The following is a 15,866-nucleotide window of genomic DNA, read 5'->3' as shown; positions in this document are numbered from 1 at the left end:
AATTAGTGCTATAACTATATTAATAAAACAACACTGCCTAAGTCTAACTTAATAAATTCATAGAAAACGATAAGAATTATGAGGTATAAAAAACATGAAAACAATTAGTAACAAAATGGAGTTTAATTTTGAAAAGGGAGAACACAAAGGAGAAAAATATTATGTAAATATGTCCATTCTATGTCAAAATCCCATGTGCAGATGCACAAATGTACTATTTCAGATAAGTGATATGGAAGATTTTAGTAAAGGCTCCTATCAATATACCTTTTATCTCGATATAACAAAAAAAGAACTATTGCAACATAAAGATATAGGTGAAAACCAGATTACTAAAAACTTTGTAAAGTCATTCATTTCAAATTTAAAGGATGATGAGTGGGATTATATATCCGTTTATTTCAGAACTTCAAAACTAAAATATTCAAAGATACTCAAAACTTGCATGATCTTGAATATGACTTTTCATCATTAGAATTTGGAATTGAAGAAAATGGAACAATGGTCATTTATCGAGATTTATTTCCCTATAGTAATCAGTTTATTTTTGAATACAATGACAAAACATACTTATTGGTAGATTATTATTGCCTTAACTCTAGCTGTAAATGTAAAGATGTCTTTTTTGTTGTATTTGAAGTTCATGATAAAAAGGTTGAAGAAAAAAAGGGCTATTCTGAAATATTATATAATTATTCTAAAGGAACATGGGCAAATGAAGTTTCAATAGACGGAATTATGAATGAATTACTAAAGAAATATCCAGATATTAATTTAAATGTCAAAAAAAGACATGAAATTCTTAGAAAAATCTATAAAAAATACTTAAATGAAAATACAGGTCTTAATTTACAACAGTTTAATCAATATAAAAAGATAGGAAGAAATGATCCCTGTATCTGTGGTAGTGGGAAAAAATATAAAAGGTGCTGTGGCTAAATAAGTTTTATGACCTTTCTATATAATAATTTTTAGCATGATTAAACATATCTATCAATTTTTCTATCTCAGAAATAAGTAAATTTATTGTTTCTACTGTTTTACCTAAACTGTCAGGATAGTCATGAGCAAGGTTATTCCTAAGGTTTCTAAAAAACTGCCAATCACTAACTGATGTTATTACACCTAATTTTTCTAACCTATTTAAAATGTCTAAAAATGGTATAATTTTATTATTTCCTTCAAGTATTGTATATAGAGAAGGATATAGCCTAGTACCCATGGAGTCTTGTAGTTTAGTAAACCGATAAATTAACTGATCTATTTTAGCTACAATATCATTTTCATCATTTTTAATTTCTTTCTCTAATACTGGCTTATGAATATTAATATTGTTAAGTACTTTTCTAATTCTGTTTACATGACTATCACACTCTTGTATTGAAGATTGAATAGTAATTTCAGCGCTGTCTATTTTTTCCATAAAATTATCCCTGTCTTTTTGGCCTCAGAAAATATAGCCCTAGTATCATTAACATCTGAATTACTATGTGTAATTAAATCAATTTTTCTATCGCCAAGTTTTATTTGCATTTCAGATATAGCCATAAGTTTCAATTTTAACTGCTCTTTTTCATTTTCATTATGTTCAATTAGAAGGTCTATATCTCCACCTTTACTACTATCGTCTACCCTTGAACCAAATAGTGTTATAATAGAATCTTCTCCAAAATATTTTGTTAAAACTTTGATAATAATATCTAATTCAGAATTTGTTAATCTCATAATCTTAAATTAAGATACTCCTTTAAAAATCTATCTATTCCACTCTGCCAACTAGGTATTTCTTTACCAATGACAGCCTCTACTTTATTACTATCCAGTTTAGTATAAGCCGACCTTTTAGCCAATGATTTTTGATCATCCACAATAAAATTATTCCTTTCATAGCTATATAATAACACATTAGTTATAAAATAATTAAGTAGTATAACGCGGCTTTATTTCTCGCTTCATCCCTCTTGCAGAACCGTACATACGGGGCTCGTGTACGGCTCCTATGGAAAGTATATTACAATTTCCAACATAGTAATAATCATCTTCTTTAATTTTACTAAATGTTAATATTTCAATTGGTAGCTTTTTCATAGGTTAATTATACACTTTAACTATTTGTAAAACTAAGAGGTTGAATATCCAATATTACAGATAATATTACTTATCATTATTCAAATAATTGACCTAAATGAATTTCATCAAAAAAAAGATAAACCCTTTTAAGACCATTTGGTAGCTTCTAGTAATTAATCGTGGATTCCTGTATCTAACCAGGCATAACCTAAAAATATTAATTATTATACAATAACACAAGTTATAAAATAAAAAAAAGAGTCATAGAACTCTCTTAAAAGTTGATAGAATATGTAACTATAATTCCATAATTGTTTTTTAGACCTTCTCCCACTGGTACCGGGTTATATTCCTGTCGGTTTTACTAAACTCGACACCAAGGATATAAATATCACTGCAAGAACCTATATATTTTTCGTAGTATTTACGGCTTTTTATCTGATCTATTGCCGGGTTTCCATCTGTTACAATCTCAACTACTTTAAACTCCATAATATAAATTTTATCTTCAATTTTTACAGTTAGATCTATCCTACCTACATTTGTTACATCTTCTGCTACAACATCTAACCCTAGGGCTGTAAAGTAACAATAGAATATTGATGCATAATAGCCCTCGTAGTTTCCCATACTGTTTTTTCTGTACCAATCGTTTGGAATAGAAGCAAAAAATGAGTGAAAAACTGATTCAAGCTTATCTAATTCTCCATTTTGCATTGCTCTATATAGAGCGATATTATTTTTAGTTTTTGGTATATTTTTTTGAACTAATGAGTCCAAGATATACTCTGTTAAACTCATTTTAACTTCAATATTTGGATACTTTAGAGCGTATAAAATATTGTTACCTAATTTATTTACTTTATCAATTGTAAGGTATCCAGTTTGAAAAAGTAAAGTTTCAAGATTAATTTTATCAACATCGAAATCCCCAATTAAATTACTTGATAACTCTATATTTTCAATATTTGGAATAAAATAATCATTTTTTTCTATTAAATCTATTAAAAGTCTAGGTGTTCCTGTTTCAAACCAGTAGTTTCTAAACTCTTTTTTATCAAATAGTAATAAAATATCAAAGGGATTATATACAGTAGGTGTATCCACGTTGCCAGTAAAGCTATAACCGTTGTACCAACTCTTAACCATAGTAGAGTCAAAATCGCAGATTCTATCTTTAAAAACACAATCTAACTCACTCTGGGTATAACCACAAATATCTTCGTAATTGGAATCTATGGTAATATCATTTAAATTGTTTAACCCACTAAATCCCAGACGTGTGCACGTTGCTTTAGAGAATTTACTTACACCTGTTATAAAGCAGAGTTTAATAAATCTGTCACAATCTTTAATTACAGAGTAGTAGTTTTTTAATTCGTCCCTTAGTTCTGTTGCAAGTTCCTTATTTGTAATAGAATCTAATATCGGTTTATCGTATTCATCGATAAGTACAATAACTTGGGAGTTATATTTTACAGACAACTTTTTAATTAGATTAGAAAATCTATCCCTTAAATCTGTATACACTTCATCAATGCTGTAATACTCTTCAATTTGATCCAGACTATAACTAAATATTCTTTTAAGATCAACAACAGATTTGGAAACACCAGAACCAAAGCTTATTTTAATTACTGGGTGAGGACTATTCCAATCCCAGTTATCATATAAAAAAAGCCCATTAAACAACTCTTTTTCACACTTAAAAGCTGACTCAATTGTATCTAAAAACAGACTCTTACCAAAACGTCTTGGCCTAGATAAAAAATAGTACTTTGATCCCTGCATTAACTTATCAATAAATGGAGTTTTATCAACATAGTAATAATTTCCATCTATAATATCCTTAAATGTCTGTATTCCAATTGGTAGCTTTTTCATAGGTTAATTATATACATTAATTGGGCAAAAAAAGTGATTACATCTATGATAACCAGTTTTATCATTTAAAGATGAAAGATAATATTCAAGTATCAATTGAAAACTCTTTAGTAGGTGAACTATTTATTAATAAAGAAGATAATAGTTATGGATATAAGTAAGAATAAAGTTGAAATTTACTACAAAGAATGCTTATCCTCTGCCCAAAATACTGTAAAAAAAAACTATAAACCCTAAACCCCCAATTTATAACAATTGGCAATAGTTAGGTTAATAACAGAATTTTAAAGAACAATTATAACCACAAAACTACTTTGAAATCTTCCCCAATTTCCAGAAACTCTACTTTTTTACCAATTTTATTTGCATCGGAGCAGACCATAGGTATACCTCTTCCTAGCTTATCTATATACCTTAAGTTTTCCATAAACTTAACAAGTACTGGATTAACAGCATAGGATACACCATATCTTATTTTCTCTGTAGTAATGGTGTTAGGTAGTCTACCTGGACTTATACATTCAACCCTATTATCGAATATAAAAATACGTATTCTAGAGCCAGATATTGAATAATTTCTATGGACAACAGCATTAACCAAAACTTCCCGAATAGTTCTTTCACTATAAGTATCAGTTATATCGATCCTCTTATTTCCCTCAATTCTACTTGCAACAGGAATATAATTTTTTATAATCGATGTAGATATATCTATCTGATTAGAGAGAGTACCTTCTATAACCTGTTTATCAAGTAATTCATCGCCAACTAAATTACCCTTGAATCTTGCAATAGAAATTGAAGCATTATAAAGATATTTCTGGGGTTTTAAACCAAAAAGTAACAACCCTGCAACAGTACAACTACCATCTTCTGCTAAAACATCGGTATTAATAAGTAATTTTTTTCTCTCATCATCTGACTCATCTGTGTAATCAATATTATACTTTGTGAAATAATCGGACAGATAAGAGCTGTTTAAACTATTAATTGTTGTATTTTCTACAGGTAATAAATCGTAATGGAACATTCCTGATTGCTGAAACAACCTCATAAGCTCAGCTTGAGTTGCAACCCTATTAGTAGATCCGACCCTTAATAAGAATTTATTACCAATAGTCTGATAAGGCTTATTCGAACCCTTTGGAATTTCTAAAATACCAACTTGTAAACTATTAATTTCAATCTGAGAATATATAGGAGTTACACTAGGAACAACATGGTCTCGGCCAATATTCATAGCCCACTCTTCATAATTAAAATTCTGATTAAGACCTTTTATTTCACCATTATCAGATACACCTAAAAGTATAACCCCTCCGGACGTATTAGAAAAAGAGCATATCTCTTTTGCAAGAGATTCTTTTCTTACTTCAGAACTTTTAAACTCTACTGAAATATTTTCACCTTGGTTAATAATCTGATTAAACGAGTCTAAATCCATAATTTATTATATACATTTAGTAAATAAAAAAAAGAGAGCAAATTAATTCTGAATTATAAATAGAAAAACAGTAAGCTTAGATTTGGATTCAAAACCGAACAGCAATGTGCATACATCTGATGAACCCACCATGTACAGCCCCTAATTGCAGGGTTAAGTCCCTTATAAAAAATAATTGTATTTGTTTAATCACAGAAGTGAAAGTGAAATTATTTACTTATCATTAGAAGATCTATTCCAGTTATTATATTGGGAACTATTTGTAGCTAAACAAGGGCTGTATCTTCAAAAAGAGATTTCCCAGTAATTAGTGGATAGAACTGTTTTGGCATCAAGGTCCTACTTAAAGGCCATAACCTACTGCCTATAACACCACAAAGTATTAAATTTTTCATAGTTAAAATATATCATATAAAGTTATTGCCTTCTAGTATAATGCATTGATACATAAATATGATAAATGATATTATCAAAATATGATAAATGATATTAGGTGGATTCAGAGATTCGATAACTTTAAAAGAGCACTTAAACAACTTAACAGTGCAACCCAATTATATAATACAAGGGAACTTTCGGACCTTGAGGAACAAGGTTTAATTCAATCTTTTGAATATAACCATGAACTTGCCTGGAATCTACTTAAAGATTTTCTTGAATACAGAGGAAATTTATCGATATACGGTTCAAGGGATGCTACTAAAGAGGCTTTTAAATACGGGTTAATAACAAATGGTGAAGTATGGATGAGTATGATAAAAAGTAGAAATAGAACTTCCCATTCTTATAATAAAAGTACAGCAAAAGAGATAATAAAACTGATTGTTGGTGATTACATTAAAGAGTATAACCAATTAAATTTAAAAATGACACAACTTAAAGATACAGAAGATAATAATGAATAAGTTTGGATTAAAAGTAACCGTCAATTTAGTATGCCCTTAAAAAAATAAATAAAATATTACACCCTTAAGTCCGAGGGATAATATGAAAAGTCGAAAGAGCCACGAAGAGTGGAAATTATTAGTATCAGAGTTCAATAAATCAGGCCAGTCAGTTGCAGCTTTTAGTAGAGAAAATAACCTAAAAGCATCAACTTTTATTTATTGGGTTAAAATGTTCTCTATAAATACTGAAAAATCAAATTTGGTTAAGATAAAACCTAAAACGAGTAATTCTAAGAAAACTCATGATATTAAAATTATTGTTAATGATACAAAGATTGAGATCTGTGGAGTTATAAATTCAGATAAAATTAGTAAAATAATCGCTGTACTAATGGAAGTTAACTGATGTTTTTAGACCTAACTAAAATATCAATCTTCGTTCGCCCTGGATCAACAGATATGAGATCTCAGATTAATGGGTTATCAGTTTTAGCTGAAAGTGAAATGAAATTAGATTCTGGTTCTGGAAGTTTATTTTTGTTTTGTAGCAAAAACAGAAAAAACTTGAAATGTATATACTGGGATAAAAATGGTTTTGCAATGTGGCAAAAGAAACTCGAGAAAGATAAGTTCCCATGGCCACAAACGGCAGATGATGCAGAAGAGATAACTTTAGAACAATTAAAACTTCTATTGTCTGGTATAGATTTTTGGAAAGCCCATAAAGAAATATATTTTAAAGAGATGAATTAAAAGGGTTTTATAATCTTTTATAAAATTGTAGTATTTACTCGATGGGCGGAATAAAAAAACAGGTAATCCCTGAAGAAATATCTACATATATTGAGTCTCTTGAAAACTCAAATAAATCTCTTGAAAATAGGGTTAAAATACTAGAAGAAGAGTTGCGTCTCGAAAGAGTAAAGAGATTTGGAAAATCTAGTGAAAAGGTTACACCTTTACAATCTGAATTATTTGATGAGTTTGAGCAAACCGCCTTGGATATAGAAGAAGAGGATGAACCTGAAGTTATATCTATTCCAGCATATAATAGAAAAAAGAAAGGTCGAAAACCTATAGATCCATCCCTACCTAGAAAACAAATCATTCACGATATATCAGAAGATGATAAACAGTGTGCTTGTGGATGTCAGATGGTTAAAATTGATGAAGTAGTAACAGAAAGGGTACAGATTATTCCTGAAAAGTCTTATGTAGAACAACATATAAGACCAAAATATGCCTGCAGGAATTGTGAAGGTTCAGGAGATGAAGATAAACCAACTTTTAGAGTTGCTCCTGCACCACCATCATTGATTTCAGGAAGTATAGTGACTGGTGGTCTTCTTGCTTACATCCATACAAATAAATTTTGTGATTACCTGCCATTTTATCGGCAAGAGAAAAGATTTGAGAGGTATGGGATTCCGATAAGCAGACAGAATATGTCAAACTGGACTATAAAAGCTTATAGAAAATTAAAAGGTCTTAATGATATTATGAAAGATCACATAAAGACTGGTACATATCTTCAAATGGATGAAACAGTCCTCAAAGTTCATGGGGAAGTTGGTAAATTAGATTCTAGTAACTCTTACATATGGGTCACCTGTGGTGGGCCTAAAGACTCAAGTATAGCTCTCTATGAATATAATAGATCTCGAAGTTCAAAATATATTAAAGATTTTACTGAAGGCTTTTCTGGGTTTTGTCAGTCAGATGGTTTCCCAGGTTACAATGCCGTTTTTAAAAATAGTGACAAAATAACACATGTAACATGTTTAGCACATTGTCGGAGAGAGCTTTACGATGCCTATAAAGCTTCTAAGCAACTAAATAAGTCTAATGTTGTAATTAATAAAATTCAAAAGATATATGTTGTAGAAAAACAACTTAGAGATAAGAACCTCAAACCGGAAGAATTTGTAGCAGAAAGAAAGAAGTTAGCGACACCATTACTTGATAACCTAAAAGACTGGCTTGATAAAAAGGCTATAAATATTAGACCAGAAAGTAAATTGGGGAAAGCTGTAAAATATACATTAGGCCAATGGGATAAAATGATAAATTACCTTGATTGTGCAGAGCTTACTCCAGATAATAACGCTGCGGAGAGAGTGGTAAAACCACTTGTTATGGGTCGTAAAAATTTTTTATTTTCGGGTAGTCCTGAAGGTGCGGATGCATTATGTTTTTTCTACTCTTTAATTGAAACGGCAAAATTAAATGATTTAAATCCATACGCATATTTAAAATGGTTATATGATAAGGCTCCATTATTACCAGAAGGCTCCTCATTAGAAGAATTAGCTCCATGGAAATGTGATCCAATAGAAGTTAATAAAATTATGTTACCTTCTTAGAGAGCTATTCCCTTTTTAAAATATTAAATATTTAAATATCAGTTGTTACTGCCTATAGATTTGACGGTTACGATTAAAACAACAAACATTAGATCAAATAATTACTGTATTTAAAAAATATAAAAATATAGATAGTGTCGTTCTATACGGCTCTAGAGCTAAGGGTAGTTACAAAAATGGATCGGATATAGACTTAACAATAACAGGGAAGGATATCAGCATTAAAACTCTATACAAAATAGAAGAAAACCTAGAGGATTTAATGTTACCATATAAAATAGACCTATCATTATACTGTAATATTGAGAATGAAAACCTAAAACAGCATATAAAAAGGGTTGGAATTAACCTACTCACCTATTCCACAATTTAGTTTGTTTTAAACCTATTAACTTCACTCTCCATCTTTTTCATATTATCAAAATTTACACCCCCTAGCTCCGATAGCTCATTTAAAGCTATAGAGATATCAACTAAACCAGTAACATCTTGTTTACTCTGTTATTTTTTCTCCCACTGGTACCGGGTTATATTCCTGTCGGTTTTACTAAACTCGACACCAAGGATATAAATATCACTTCCAGAACCTATATATTTTTCGTAGTATTTACGGCTTTTTATCTGCTCTATTGCTGGGTTCCCATCTGTTACAATCTCAACGACTTTAAACTCCATTATATAGATTTTATCTTCAATTTTTACAGTTAGATCTATCCTTCCTACATTTGTAACATCCTCTGCTACAACATCTAACCCTAGGGCAGTAAAGTAACAATAGAATATTGATGCATAATAGCCCTCGTAGTTTCCCATACTGTTTTTTCTATACCAATCGTTTGGAATAGAAGCAAAAAATGAGTGAAAAACTGATTCAAGCTTATCTAATTCTCCATTTTGCATTGCTCTATATAGAGCGATATTATTTTTAGTTTTTGGTATATTTTTTTGAACTAATGAGTCCAAGATATACTCTGTTAAACTCATTTTAACTTCAATATTTGGATACTTTAGAGCGTATAAAATATTGTTACCTAATTTATTTACTTTATCAATTGTAAGGTATCCAGTTTGAAAAAGTAAAGTTTCAAGATTAATTTTATCAACATCGAAATCCCCAATTAAATTACTTGATAACTCTATATTTTCAATATTTGGAATAAAATAATCATTTTTTTCTATTAAATCTATTAAAAATCTAGGTGTTCCTGTTTCAAACCAGTAATTTTTAAACTCTTTATTATCAAATAGTAATAAAATATCAAAGGGATTATATACAGACTCCCCAGTAAAGCTATAACCGTTGTACCAACTCTTAACCATAGTAGAGTCAAAATCGCAGATTCTATCTTTAAAAACACAATCTAACTCACTCTGGGTATACCCACAAATATCTCCATAATCCGCTCTTATGGTTATATCATTTAAATTGTTTAACCCACTAAAAAGATTAACCTTGGAGAATTTACTTACGCCTGTTATAAAGCAGAGTTTAATAAATCTGTCAGAATCTTTAATTACAGAGTAGTAGTTTTTTAATTCGTCCCTTAGTTCTATTGCAAGCTTTGAATCAGTAATATTATCTAAAATAGGTTTATCGTATTCATCGATAAGAACAATAACTTGGGAGTTATATTTTACAGACAACTTTTTAATTAGATTAGAAAATCTATCCCTTAAATCTGTATACACTTCATCAATGCTGTAATACTCTTCAATTTGATCCAGACTATAACTAAATATTCTTTTAAGATCAACAACAGATTTGGAAACACCAGAACCAAAGCTTATTTTAATTACTGGGTGAGGACTATTCCAATCCCAGTTATCATATAAAAAAAGCCCATTAAACAACTCTTTTTCACACTTAAAAGCTGACTCAATTGTATCTAAAAACAGACTCTTACCAAAACGTCTTGGCCTAGATAAGAAGTAATACCCCCCACCTGTATTGGTAAGTTTATTTATAAATGGTGTTTTATCCACATAGTAAAAATCATCTTCTCTAATTTTACTAAATGTTTGTATTCCAATTGGTAGCTTTTTCATAGGTTAATTATACCCTTTAATTATCTTTTAAACCAAGAGTTTTAATATTATCTACTAAATTTACCATACATATCTTCGTTATAACAAAATACCAGTTTCTCTAATTTCGGAGTTTATTAAACTATTAGAAGAATCAAGCTGAACAAGGTCAATTTTAATATCATACCCCTGTTGTATAATTGATGTAATAAATTTTATTTTTAATTTCTTAAATTCATCAGCCGATTCAGGATACTCTATTGCAATATCAAAATCGCCACCTTTTTTACTATCATCAGTACGGCTTCCAAAGAGGTAGATATTTGATTCACCAAACAGATTTCTACTTGTGCTAACAAAAAGTTTTTGTAACCGAGGAGATAATCTCATTCTAAATATCCTTTAGCAAAACTAATTGAATTATCAGTGTAGTTTTTTAATGAAGAAAACAAATCAAGGCATTTTTTTAGATCATTTAAAGCTGATTCAATATTATCAGGATAGTCGTGTTCCAAATCATTTCTTGTTTCTCTCATTTCAATCCAGTTTTCTAATGAATCTATAATTTCTTCTTTAGCAATATAATTTAAAACTTCACTCATTTTACTGGTTCCAATACCTGAAACTTCTAATAGTAATGGAAAAATTTTTGCTCCTAAAAAATCCTGAATAGAACTAAACCTTTTTAGGTATGCATCTAATAATGCTTTTTCCATTATGTTTAGTGTTTGAAAAACTTCAATATCAAAAATATTTTTAACTAACAATATTTTATCTATCTCATTTTTATACTCAATTAAAGCACTTAACTGACTACCAAGTTTATTTAACCTTGCCAATAATATTGCATTCTGTTTCTTCATTACAATTTCTCCCACTGGTACCGGGTTATGTTTCTATCGGTTTTACTAAACTCTACCCCAAGTAGGTAGATATCAGCACAGGATGAAGTATACTTCTCGTAATACTTACGGTTTTTAATCTGCTCTATTGCCGGGTTACCATCTGTGACAATCTCTACTACTTTAAACTCGATAATATATATAATATTTTCAATTTTAACTGTTAAATCGATTCTTCCCAAATTAGTAACATCTTCTGCAATTACATCTAAACCTAAAGCTGTAAAATAGCAGTAAAAAATTGATGCATAGTAGCCCTCGTAGTTACCCATAGAGTTTTTTCTATACCAGTCATTTGGTATGGAAGCAAAGAAACTATGAAAAACAGGTTCAAGCATATCCACTTTACCATCTAATAGAGAGTCGTAAAGGTTATTCTGTTGATTCTCAATATTATTATTAGATAGATAGGATAAAATAGAATCGGTTAGACTCATTTTTACCTCAATATTAGGATAGTCCAAGGTATAAACAATTCTATTGCCTTTGTGCATCTTATTTTTAATTGTTAAATATCCTGTTTGGAACAGCAAAGTCTCAACATTAATATCATCAATATCGAAGTTTCCTATTAATCTCTCAGTTGCAACTTTACACTCAATTTCTGGTATAAAATAGCTATTTTTTTCTAGTAATTTAATTAAAAATGTAGGTGTTCCTGTCTCGAACCAGTAGTTTCTAAACTCTTTATTATCAAACAAAAGAAGTATATCAAATGGATTATAAACTGATTCACCAGTAAAAGAGTATCCATTATACCATAACTTTACTTGCTCTTTATCAAAATCCTTTATTCTATCTTTAAAAACAGCGTATAGCTCATTCTCTGTGTATCCACAAATATCACCATAATCAGGTCTTATCGTGATATCATTTAAGTTGTTTAACCCACTGAAACCCAGACGTGTGCACGTTGCTTTAGAGAATTTACTAACGCCAGTTATAAAACATAGCTTTATATACCTATCACAATCCTTAATTACAGAGTAGTAGTTTTTTAACTCCTCTCTAAGCTCTGTTGCTAACTCTTTATTTGTTATAGAATCTAATATTGGTTTATCATACTCATCAACAAGAACAACAACTTGTTTATTATACTTCTCGTATATTTTTTTAATTAAGTCAGAAAATTTGTTTTTTAGGTCAGAATACTCTGATTCAATACTGTATTCACCACTAATATTATTGAGCACATAAGAAAAAGATTGTTGTAACTCATCTACCGATCTATTAACACCCGATCCAAAACTAATTTTAATTACCGGTACTCCAGATAGATCAGGATTTTCCCAATCCCAATTATCATAAAGAAACAAACCTTTAAAAAGTTCCTTCTCTCCCTTAAAAGCAGATGCAATAGTATCTAAAAAAAGGCTTTTACCAAATCGACGAGGTCGAGATAAAAAGTAATATCCTCCACCATTATCCACCAGCTCTTTAATAAACCTGGTTTTATCAACGTAGTAAAAGTTATCTTCCCTTATCTTTCTAAATGTCTGTATCCCAATTGGCAGCTTTTTCATAAAATAATTATACACTTTAAATGGACAAAAAAAAAGAGAGGGTAACATAACCTAAAAGATTAAAGAAAGGAGTCTGTAACTAAATTTATCCAACAATAATTTTAATACCTAATTGGCTGCAGAAATCTATAAGAGATTTATATTTAGTTTCAGCTACTATTTTTAAAATTGACATATTAAGCTCTTGATACTCATGTATTGCAATATTTCTAAAGCCTGTCATACCTACCATCTCTTTTGCAATAACTTCAGTTATAATACTGTTTTTACTTAATAGTTTAAATGAATCAGCACTGTTTTGGGGGATCCCTAAATGCATTTTAGCAACAATATGATTTGACAAGTCAATTGCTGCCTGACAAGCTCTTTCAATATTTAATACCATAGCATCAATAAATGTATAATTTTTAAGTTCAGTGTCTTTTAAATACTCTTCCCTAACACGGTTTAATGATCTTTCTATAATAGATGCTTTATTATAAACAACATTATCAAGTTCTATAGGCATTTAAAATCTCCTTTCTGTCATCGTTAAACCTATGATACATTCCTAGTAAATTTGCTTTTTTTAAATTATCTAAATCTTTATTGCTACAATATAGTAGTTTCCCTGTATATATAACTTCTGAAGCATAGACTAAGTTTTTTGATGATATAACTCCTACATCTACTGTTATACCTATTTCGTAAGTAAGATCTGTTGCTATTGAAGATATATCTAAACTAGTAATTAGGTGTTCATTATGGAATATAATACCAATATCAATATCACTTTTACTTGTAAATGTTCCTTTAGCATAACTACCTAAAAGATAAACAGAGATAATTCTACTATCATTTTTTACATAATTAGTAATATTCGAAACAACCTGCTCATATATGCTCATAAAATAATTATACATTTTAAATGGATAAAAAAAAAGAGAGGCAAAATACCCCTCTAATCTGGTTTAGTATAAGTCGATCTTTTTACCGGTAGTTTAACTACAACACTATTATCATAAAAATATAAAACTTCCTTAATCCCTGCTAACATTAATTTAGATAACTATAGTTTACATTTAATAATATATTGAAACAAATGATACCTATATGATACATTTACTTATGGATGAATCTAAAAATATAGATATAACGGTTAATAAAGAAAAAGTTGGTGAACTATTTTTTAATAGTTTAGATAGCACATATGGCTTTAACTATACTAGTAATATAGCTCCTATATCCCTAATTATGCCTTATAGAAAAAACACTTATTTTAGGAAAAATAGATTACACCCAATTTTTGAAATGAATATGCCAGAGGGCTTTTTATATGAATTATTCAAAAATAGACTTAGTAAAGAGCATGGCTATATAAATGACTTTTTAGTACTAACATACTTAGGCCCTAATATTGATGGTAGAATTGGTTATATAAGTAGTTTAAATAGATCAGAGATAAATGGGATAGATATAGAAGATGTAATACATAATGATACAAAAGATACATTTTCCATGCTTTTAAACACTTTTTTAAAGCTAAATGCCATATCTGGTGTTCAGCCTAAAACATTAGCCCTATTAAACAATAAAACAAGTTTTACAACAAAAGAGTATATTGTAAAAACCTGGGGAGAGGAGTTTCCAAACTTAGCAGAAAATGAGTACTTTTGTCTAAAAGCCGTAGAGAAAACAGGTGTAAAAATTCCAAACATAATACTATCCTATAATAAAAACTTTTTACTTGTTGAGCGTTTTAACTACGACTTTGAGAATAATACTTTTTTAGGTTTTGAGGAGATCCTTGGATTATTAGGTAAAAATAGTGATGGAAAATATTCAGGTAGTTACGAGCAGGTGGCAAAGGTTGTATATAGTGTAACAACTAATAAAAACAGTTCTATGAGGGATCTATTTAAAATTATAGTTATGAACTATCTACTTAAAAATGGTGATGCACACCTAAAGAACTTTGGAATTGTTTATAACACCGATTTTACAGTAATTGAACTTGCACCAGCTTATGATATTGTTAATACAACAGCGTATATATTTAAAGATAGACCAGCCTTAACACTATTTGGAAATAAACTATGGTCTGGTAAAAAAGATTTAATAAAATTTGCAATGCAGAGTTGTTATTTAACAAAAAATGATGCAGATAAGATCTACAACAATTGCTTACATATATTAAAAGAGACTGTCACCGAGATCGAAGAATATATAAAAAACAATCCAACTTTTGAAACTATAGGATACAGAATGATCGACTCATTTAAAACATCACTCACTTTAGAGACTATTAAGGAGATGCCAGATGAAATTATTCGAAATTGGTAAAAATATTAAAACCCTTAGGGTAGATAACGGTTTAACCCAACAAGAGTTAGCGGATAAGTCTGGAATAAGTAGAGTAACTTTAGGCAGATTAGAACGGGGTCTAGTTGTAAGTATTTCAGTTAAAACCCTCGATCTAATACTAGATAACCTAGGATTAGAGATAGAGTTTAAAAACAAAGAGGGCTTTGGACTACCTACATTAGATGAAATATAAATCACATTAGTTATAAAATAAAAAAGAGAGTCCTAAAACTCCCTTAAATATTGATAGAATATGGAACAAAAGTTCCATAATTATAATGCATAATTGTATTTGTTTAGTCACAGAAGTGTGGGTGTCTTCAGTGGTTCAGTGTTCCTAGTTTTATTGTGGTATTGTAGGCTTAAATTCTTACCTTGTGTTACTTAAAGACTTTTTACTTTATAGGTAATTGGAGAATAGGCTA

The 15,866-nt window shown here is 29.6% G+C and carries 21 protein-coding genes; 8 read left to right on the top strand and 13 right to left on the bottom strand.

Annotated features, from left to right (window positions below):
- Positions 1-378 precede the first annotated feature (378 nt).
- Entirely contained in the window at positions 379-939 is a 561-nt protein-coding gene (locus EW093_RS17705; protein ID WP_246745037.1) for a YecA family protein, read from the top strand.
- A 7-nt stretch (positions 940-946) separates the two neighbouring features.
- On the opposite strand, the gene EW093_RS13395 is transcribed toward EW093_RS17705, so the two are convergent.
- The 7 genes from EW093_RS13395 to EW093_RS13370 form a co-directional block, all read right to left on the bottom strand.
- Positions 947-1,423, bottom strand: a complete 477-nt coding sequence (locus tag EW093_RS13395; protein WP_149568898.1) for a hypothetical protein — start codon at positions 1,421-1,423, stop codon at positions 947-949.
- Positions 1,411-1,725: a nucleotidyltransferase domain-containing protein gene (locus EW093_RS13390; RefSeq protein WP_149568897.1), complete on the bottom strand. Its 315-nt coding sequence runs from the start codon at positions 1,723-1,725 to the stop codon at positions 1,411-1,413. Before EW093_RS13390 ends, EW093_RS13395 begins: the two co-directional genes overlap by 13 nt.
- Positions 1,722-1,868, bottom strand: a complete 147-nt coding sequence (locus EW093_RS13385) for a sugar nucleotide-binding protein (RefSeq protein WP_149568896.1) — start codon at positions 1,866-1,868, stop codon at positions 1,722-1,724. The genes EW093_RS13390 and EW093_RS13385 overlap by 4 nt, the downstream gene beginning before the upstream one ends.
- A 52-nt stretch (positions 1,869-1,920) precedes the next feature.
- Entirely contained in the window at positions 1,921-2,088 is a 168-nt protein-coding gene (locus EW093_RS17355) for a hypothetical protein (RefSeq protein WP_187759715.1), read from the bottom strand.
- A gap of 300 nt (positions 2,089-2,388) precedes the next feature.
- Positions 2,389-3,954 carry an ATP-binding protein gene (locus tag EW093_RS13380; RefSeq protein WP_149568895.1) on the bottom strand — a complete coding sequence of 522 codons (1,566 nt, stop codon included), beginning with the start codon at positions 3,952-3,954 and terminating at the stop codon, positions 2,389-2,391.
- 295 nt (positions 3,955-4,249) lie between these two features.
- Positions 4,250-5,398 (bottom strand): RNA-binding domain-containing protein, encoded by a 1,149-nt coding sequence (locus EW093_RS13375; protein ID WP_149568894.1) that lies wholly within the window; start codon positions 5,396-5,398, stop codon positions 4,250-4,252.
- A gap of 266 nt (positions 5,399-5,664) precedes the next feature.
- On the bottom strand, positions 5,665-5,793 hold the full coding sequence (locus tag EW093_RS13370) for a sugar phosphate nucleotidyltransferase (RefSeq protein WP_149568893.1): 129 nt from the start codon (positions 5,791-5,793) through the stop codon (positions 5,665-5,667).
- Between the two features lie 81 nt (positions 5,794-5,874).
- Here EW093_RS13370 and EW093_RS13365 point away from each other — a divergent pair, with 81 nt between their 5' ends.
- From EW093_RS13365 to EW093_RS13345, 5 genes are all read left to right on the top strand, one after another.
- Positions 5,875-6,303 carry a nucleotidyltransferase substrate binding protein gene (locus tag EW093_RS13365; RefSeq protein ID WP_149568892.1) on the top strand — a complete coding sequence of 143 codons (429 nt, stop codon included), beginning with the start codon at positions 5,875-5,877 and terminating at the stop codon, positions 6,301-6,303.
- A gap of 82 nt (positions 6,304-6,385) precedes the next feature.
- A complete protein-coding gene (gene tnpA, locus EW093_RS13360; RefSeq protein WP_149566821.1) occupies positions 6,386-6,691 on the top strand; it encodes an IS66 family insertion sequence element accessory protein TnpA in 306 nt (101 codons plus the stop codon).
- The gene (tnpB, locus tag EW093_RS13355) at positions 6,691-7,038 is read left to right on the top strand and encodes an IS66 family insertion sequence element accessory protein TnpB (RefSeq protein ID WP_149566822.1); all 348 of its coding nucleotides are present in this window, start codon (positions 6,691-6,693) and stop codon (positions 7,036-7,038) included. The genes tnpA and tnpB overlap by 1 nt, the downstream gene beginning before the upstream one ends.
- Before the next feature lie 41 nt (positions 7,039-7,079).
- On the top strand, positions 7,080-8,648 hold the full coding sequence (gene tnpC / locus EW093_RS13350; protein ID WP_149566823.1) for an IS66 family transposase: 1,569 nt from the start codon (positions 7,080-7,082) through the stop codon (positions 8,646-8,648).
- Between the two features lie 97 nt (positions 8,649-8,745).
- A complete protein-coding gene (locus tag EW093_RS13345; RefSeq protein ID WP_187759902.1) occupies positions 8,746-9,021 on the top strand; it encodes a nucleotidyltransferase domain-containing protein in 276 nt (91 codons plus the stop codon).
- 128 nt (positions 9,022-9,149) lie between these two features.
- On the opposite strand, the gene EW093_RS13340 is transcribed toward EW093_RS13345, so the two are convergent.
- The 6 genes from EW093_RS13340 to mntA all read right to left on the bottom strand — a co-directional run bounded on the left by EW093_RS13340 (position 9,150) and on the right by mntA (position 13,985).
- Positions 9,150-10,694: an ATP-binding protein gene (locus EW093_RS13340; protein WP_149568891.1), complete on the bottom strand. Its 1,545-nt coding sequence runs from the start codon at positions 10,692-10,694 to the stop codon at positions 9,150-9,152.
- Positions 10,695-10,772: 78 nt separating this feature from the next.
- Positions 10,773-11,063, bottom strand: coding sequence for a nucleotidyltransferase family protein (locus EW093_RS13335; protein ID WP_149568890.1), 291 nt, complete (start codon positions 11,061-11,063; stop codon positions 10,773-10,775).
- On the bottom strand, positions 11,060-11,536 hold the full coding sequence (locus EW093_RS13330; RefSeq protein WP_149568889.1) for a hypothetical protein: 477 nt from the start codon (positions 11,534-11,536) through the stop codon (positions 11,060-11,062). Before EW093_RS13330 ends, EW093_RS13335 begins: the two co-directional genes overlap by 4 nt.
- On the bottom strand, positions 11,536-13,098 hold the full coding sequence (locus EW093_RS13325; RefSeq protein WP_149568888.1) for an ATP-binding protein: 1,563 nt from the start codon (positions 13,096-13,098) through the stop codon (positions 11,536-11,538). The genes EW093_RS13330 and EW093_RS13325 overlap by 1 nt, the downstream gene beginning before the upstream one ends.
- 85 nt (positions 13,099-13,183) lie before the next feature.
- Positions 13,184-13,606, bottom strand: a complete 423-nt coding sequence (gene hepT / locus EW093_RS13320) for a type VII toxin-antitoxin system HepT family RNase toxin (protein ID WP_149568887.1) — start codon at positions 13,604-13,606, stop codon at positions 13,184-13,186.
- Positions 13,590-13,985, bottom strand: coding sequence for a type VII toxin-antitoxin system MntA family adenylyltransferase antitoxin (gene mntA / locus EW093_RS13315; RefSeq protein WP_187759714.1), 396 nt, complete (start codon positions 13,983-13,985; stop codon positions 13,590-13,592). The genes hepT and mntA overlap by 17 nt, the downstream gene beginning before the upstream one ends.
- A gap of 205 nt (positions 13,986-14,190) precedes the next feature.
- Here mntA and EW093_RS13310 point away from each other — a divergent pair, with 205 nt between their 5' ends.
- Together EW093_RS13310 and EW093_RS13305 are read left to right on the top strand one after the other, a co-directional pair.
- Entirely contained in the window at positions 14,191-15,420 is a 1,230-nt protein-coding gene (locus tag EW093_RS13310; protein ID WP_149568885.1) for a type II toxin-antitoxin system HipA family toxin, read from the top strand.
- Positions 15,398-15,634 (top strand): helix-turn-helix domain-containing protein, encoded by a 237-nt coding sequence (locus EW093_RS13305; protein ID WP_149568884.1) that lies wholly within the window; start codon positions 15,398-15,400, stop codon positions 15,632-15,634. Before EW093_RS13310 ends, EW093_RS13305 begins: the two co-directional genes overlap by 23 nt.
- Positions 15,635-15,866 lie beyond the last annotated feature (232 nt).

The organism is Thiospirochaeta perfilievii, assembly GCF_008329945.1.
Classification (GTDB): domain Bacteria; phylum Spirochaetota; class Spirochaetia; order DSM-2461; family DSM-2461; genus Thiospirochaeta; species Thiospirochaeta perfilievii.
The sequence above is the reverse complement of the archived record's forward strand: the minus strand, read 5'-3'. Positions and strand labels throughout refer to the sequence as shown.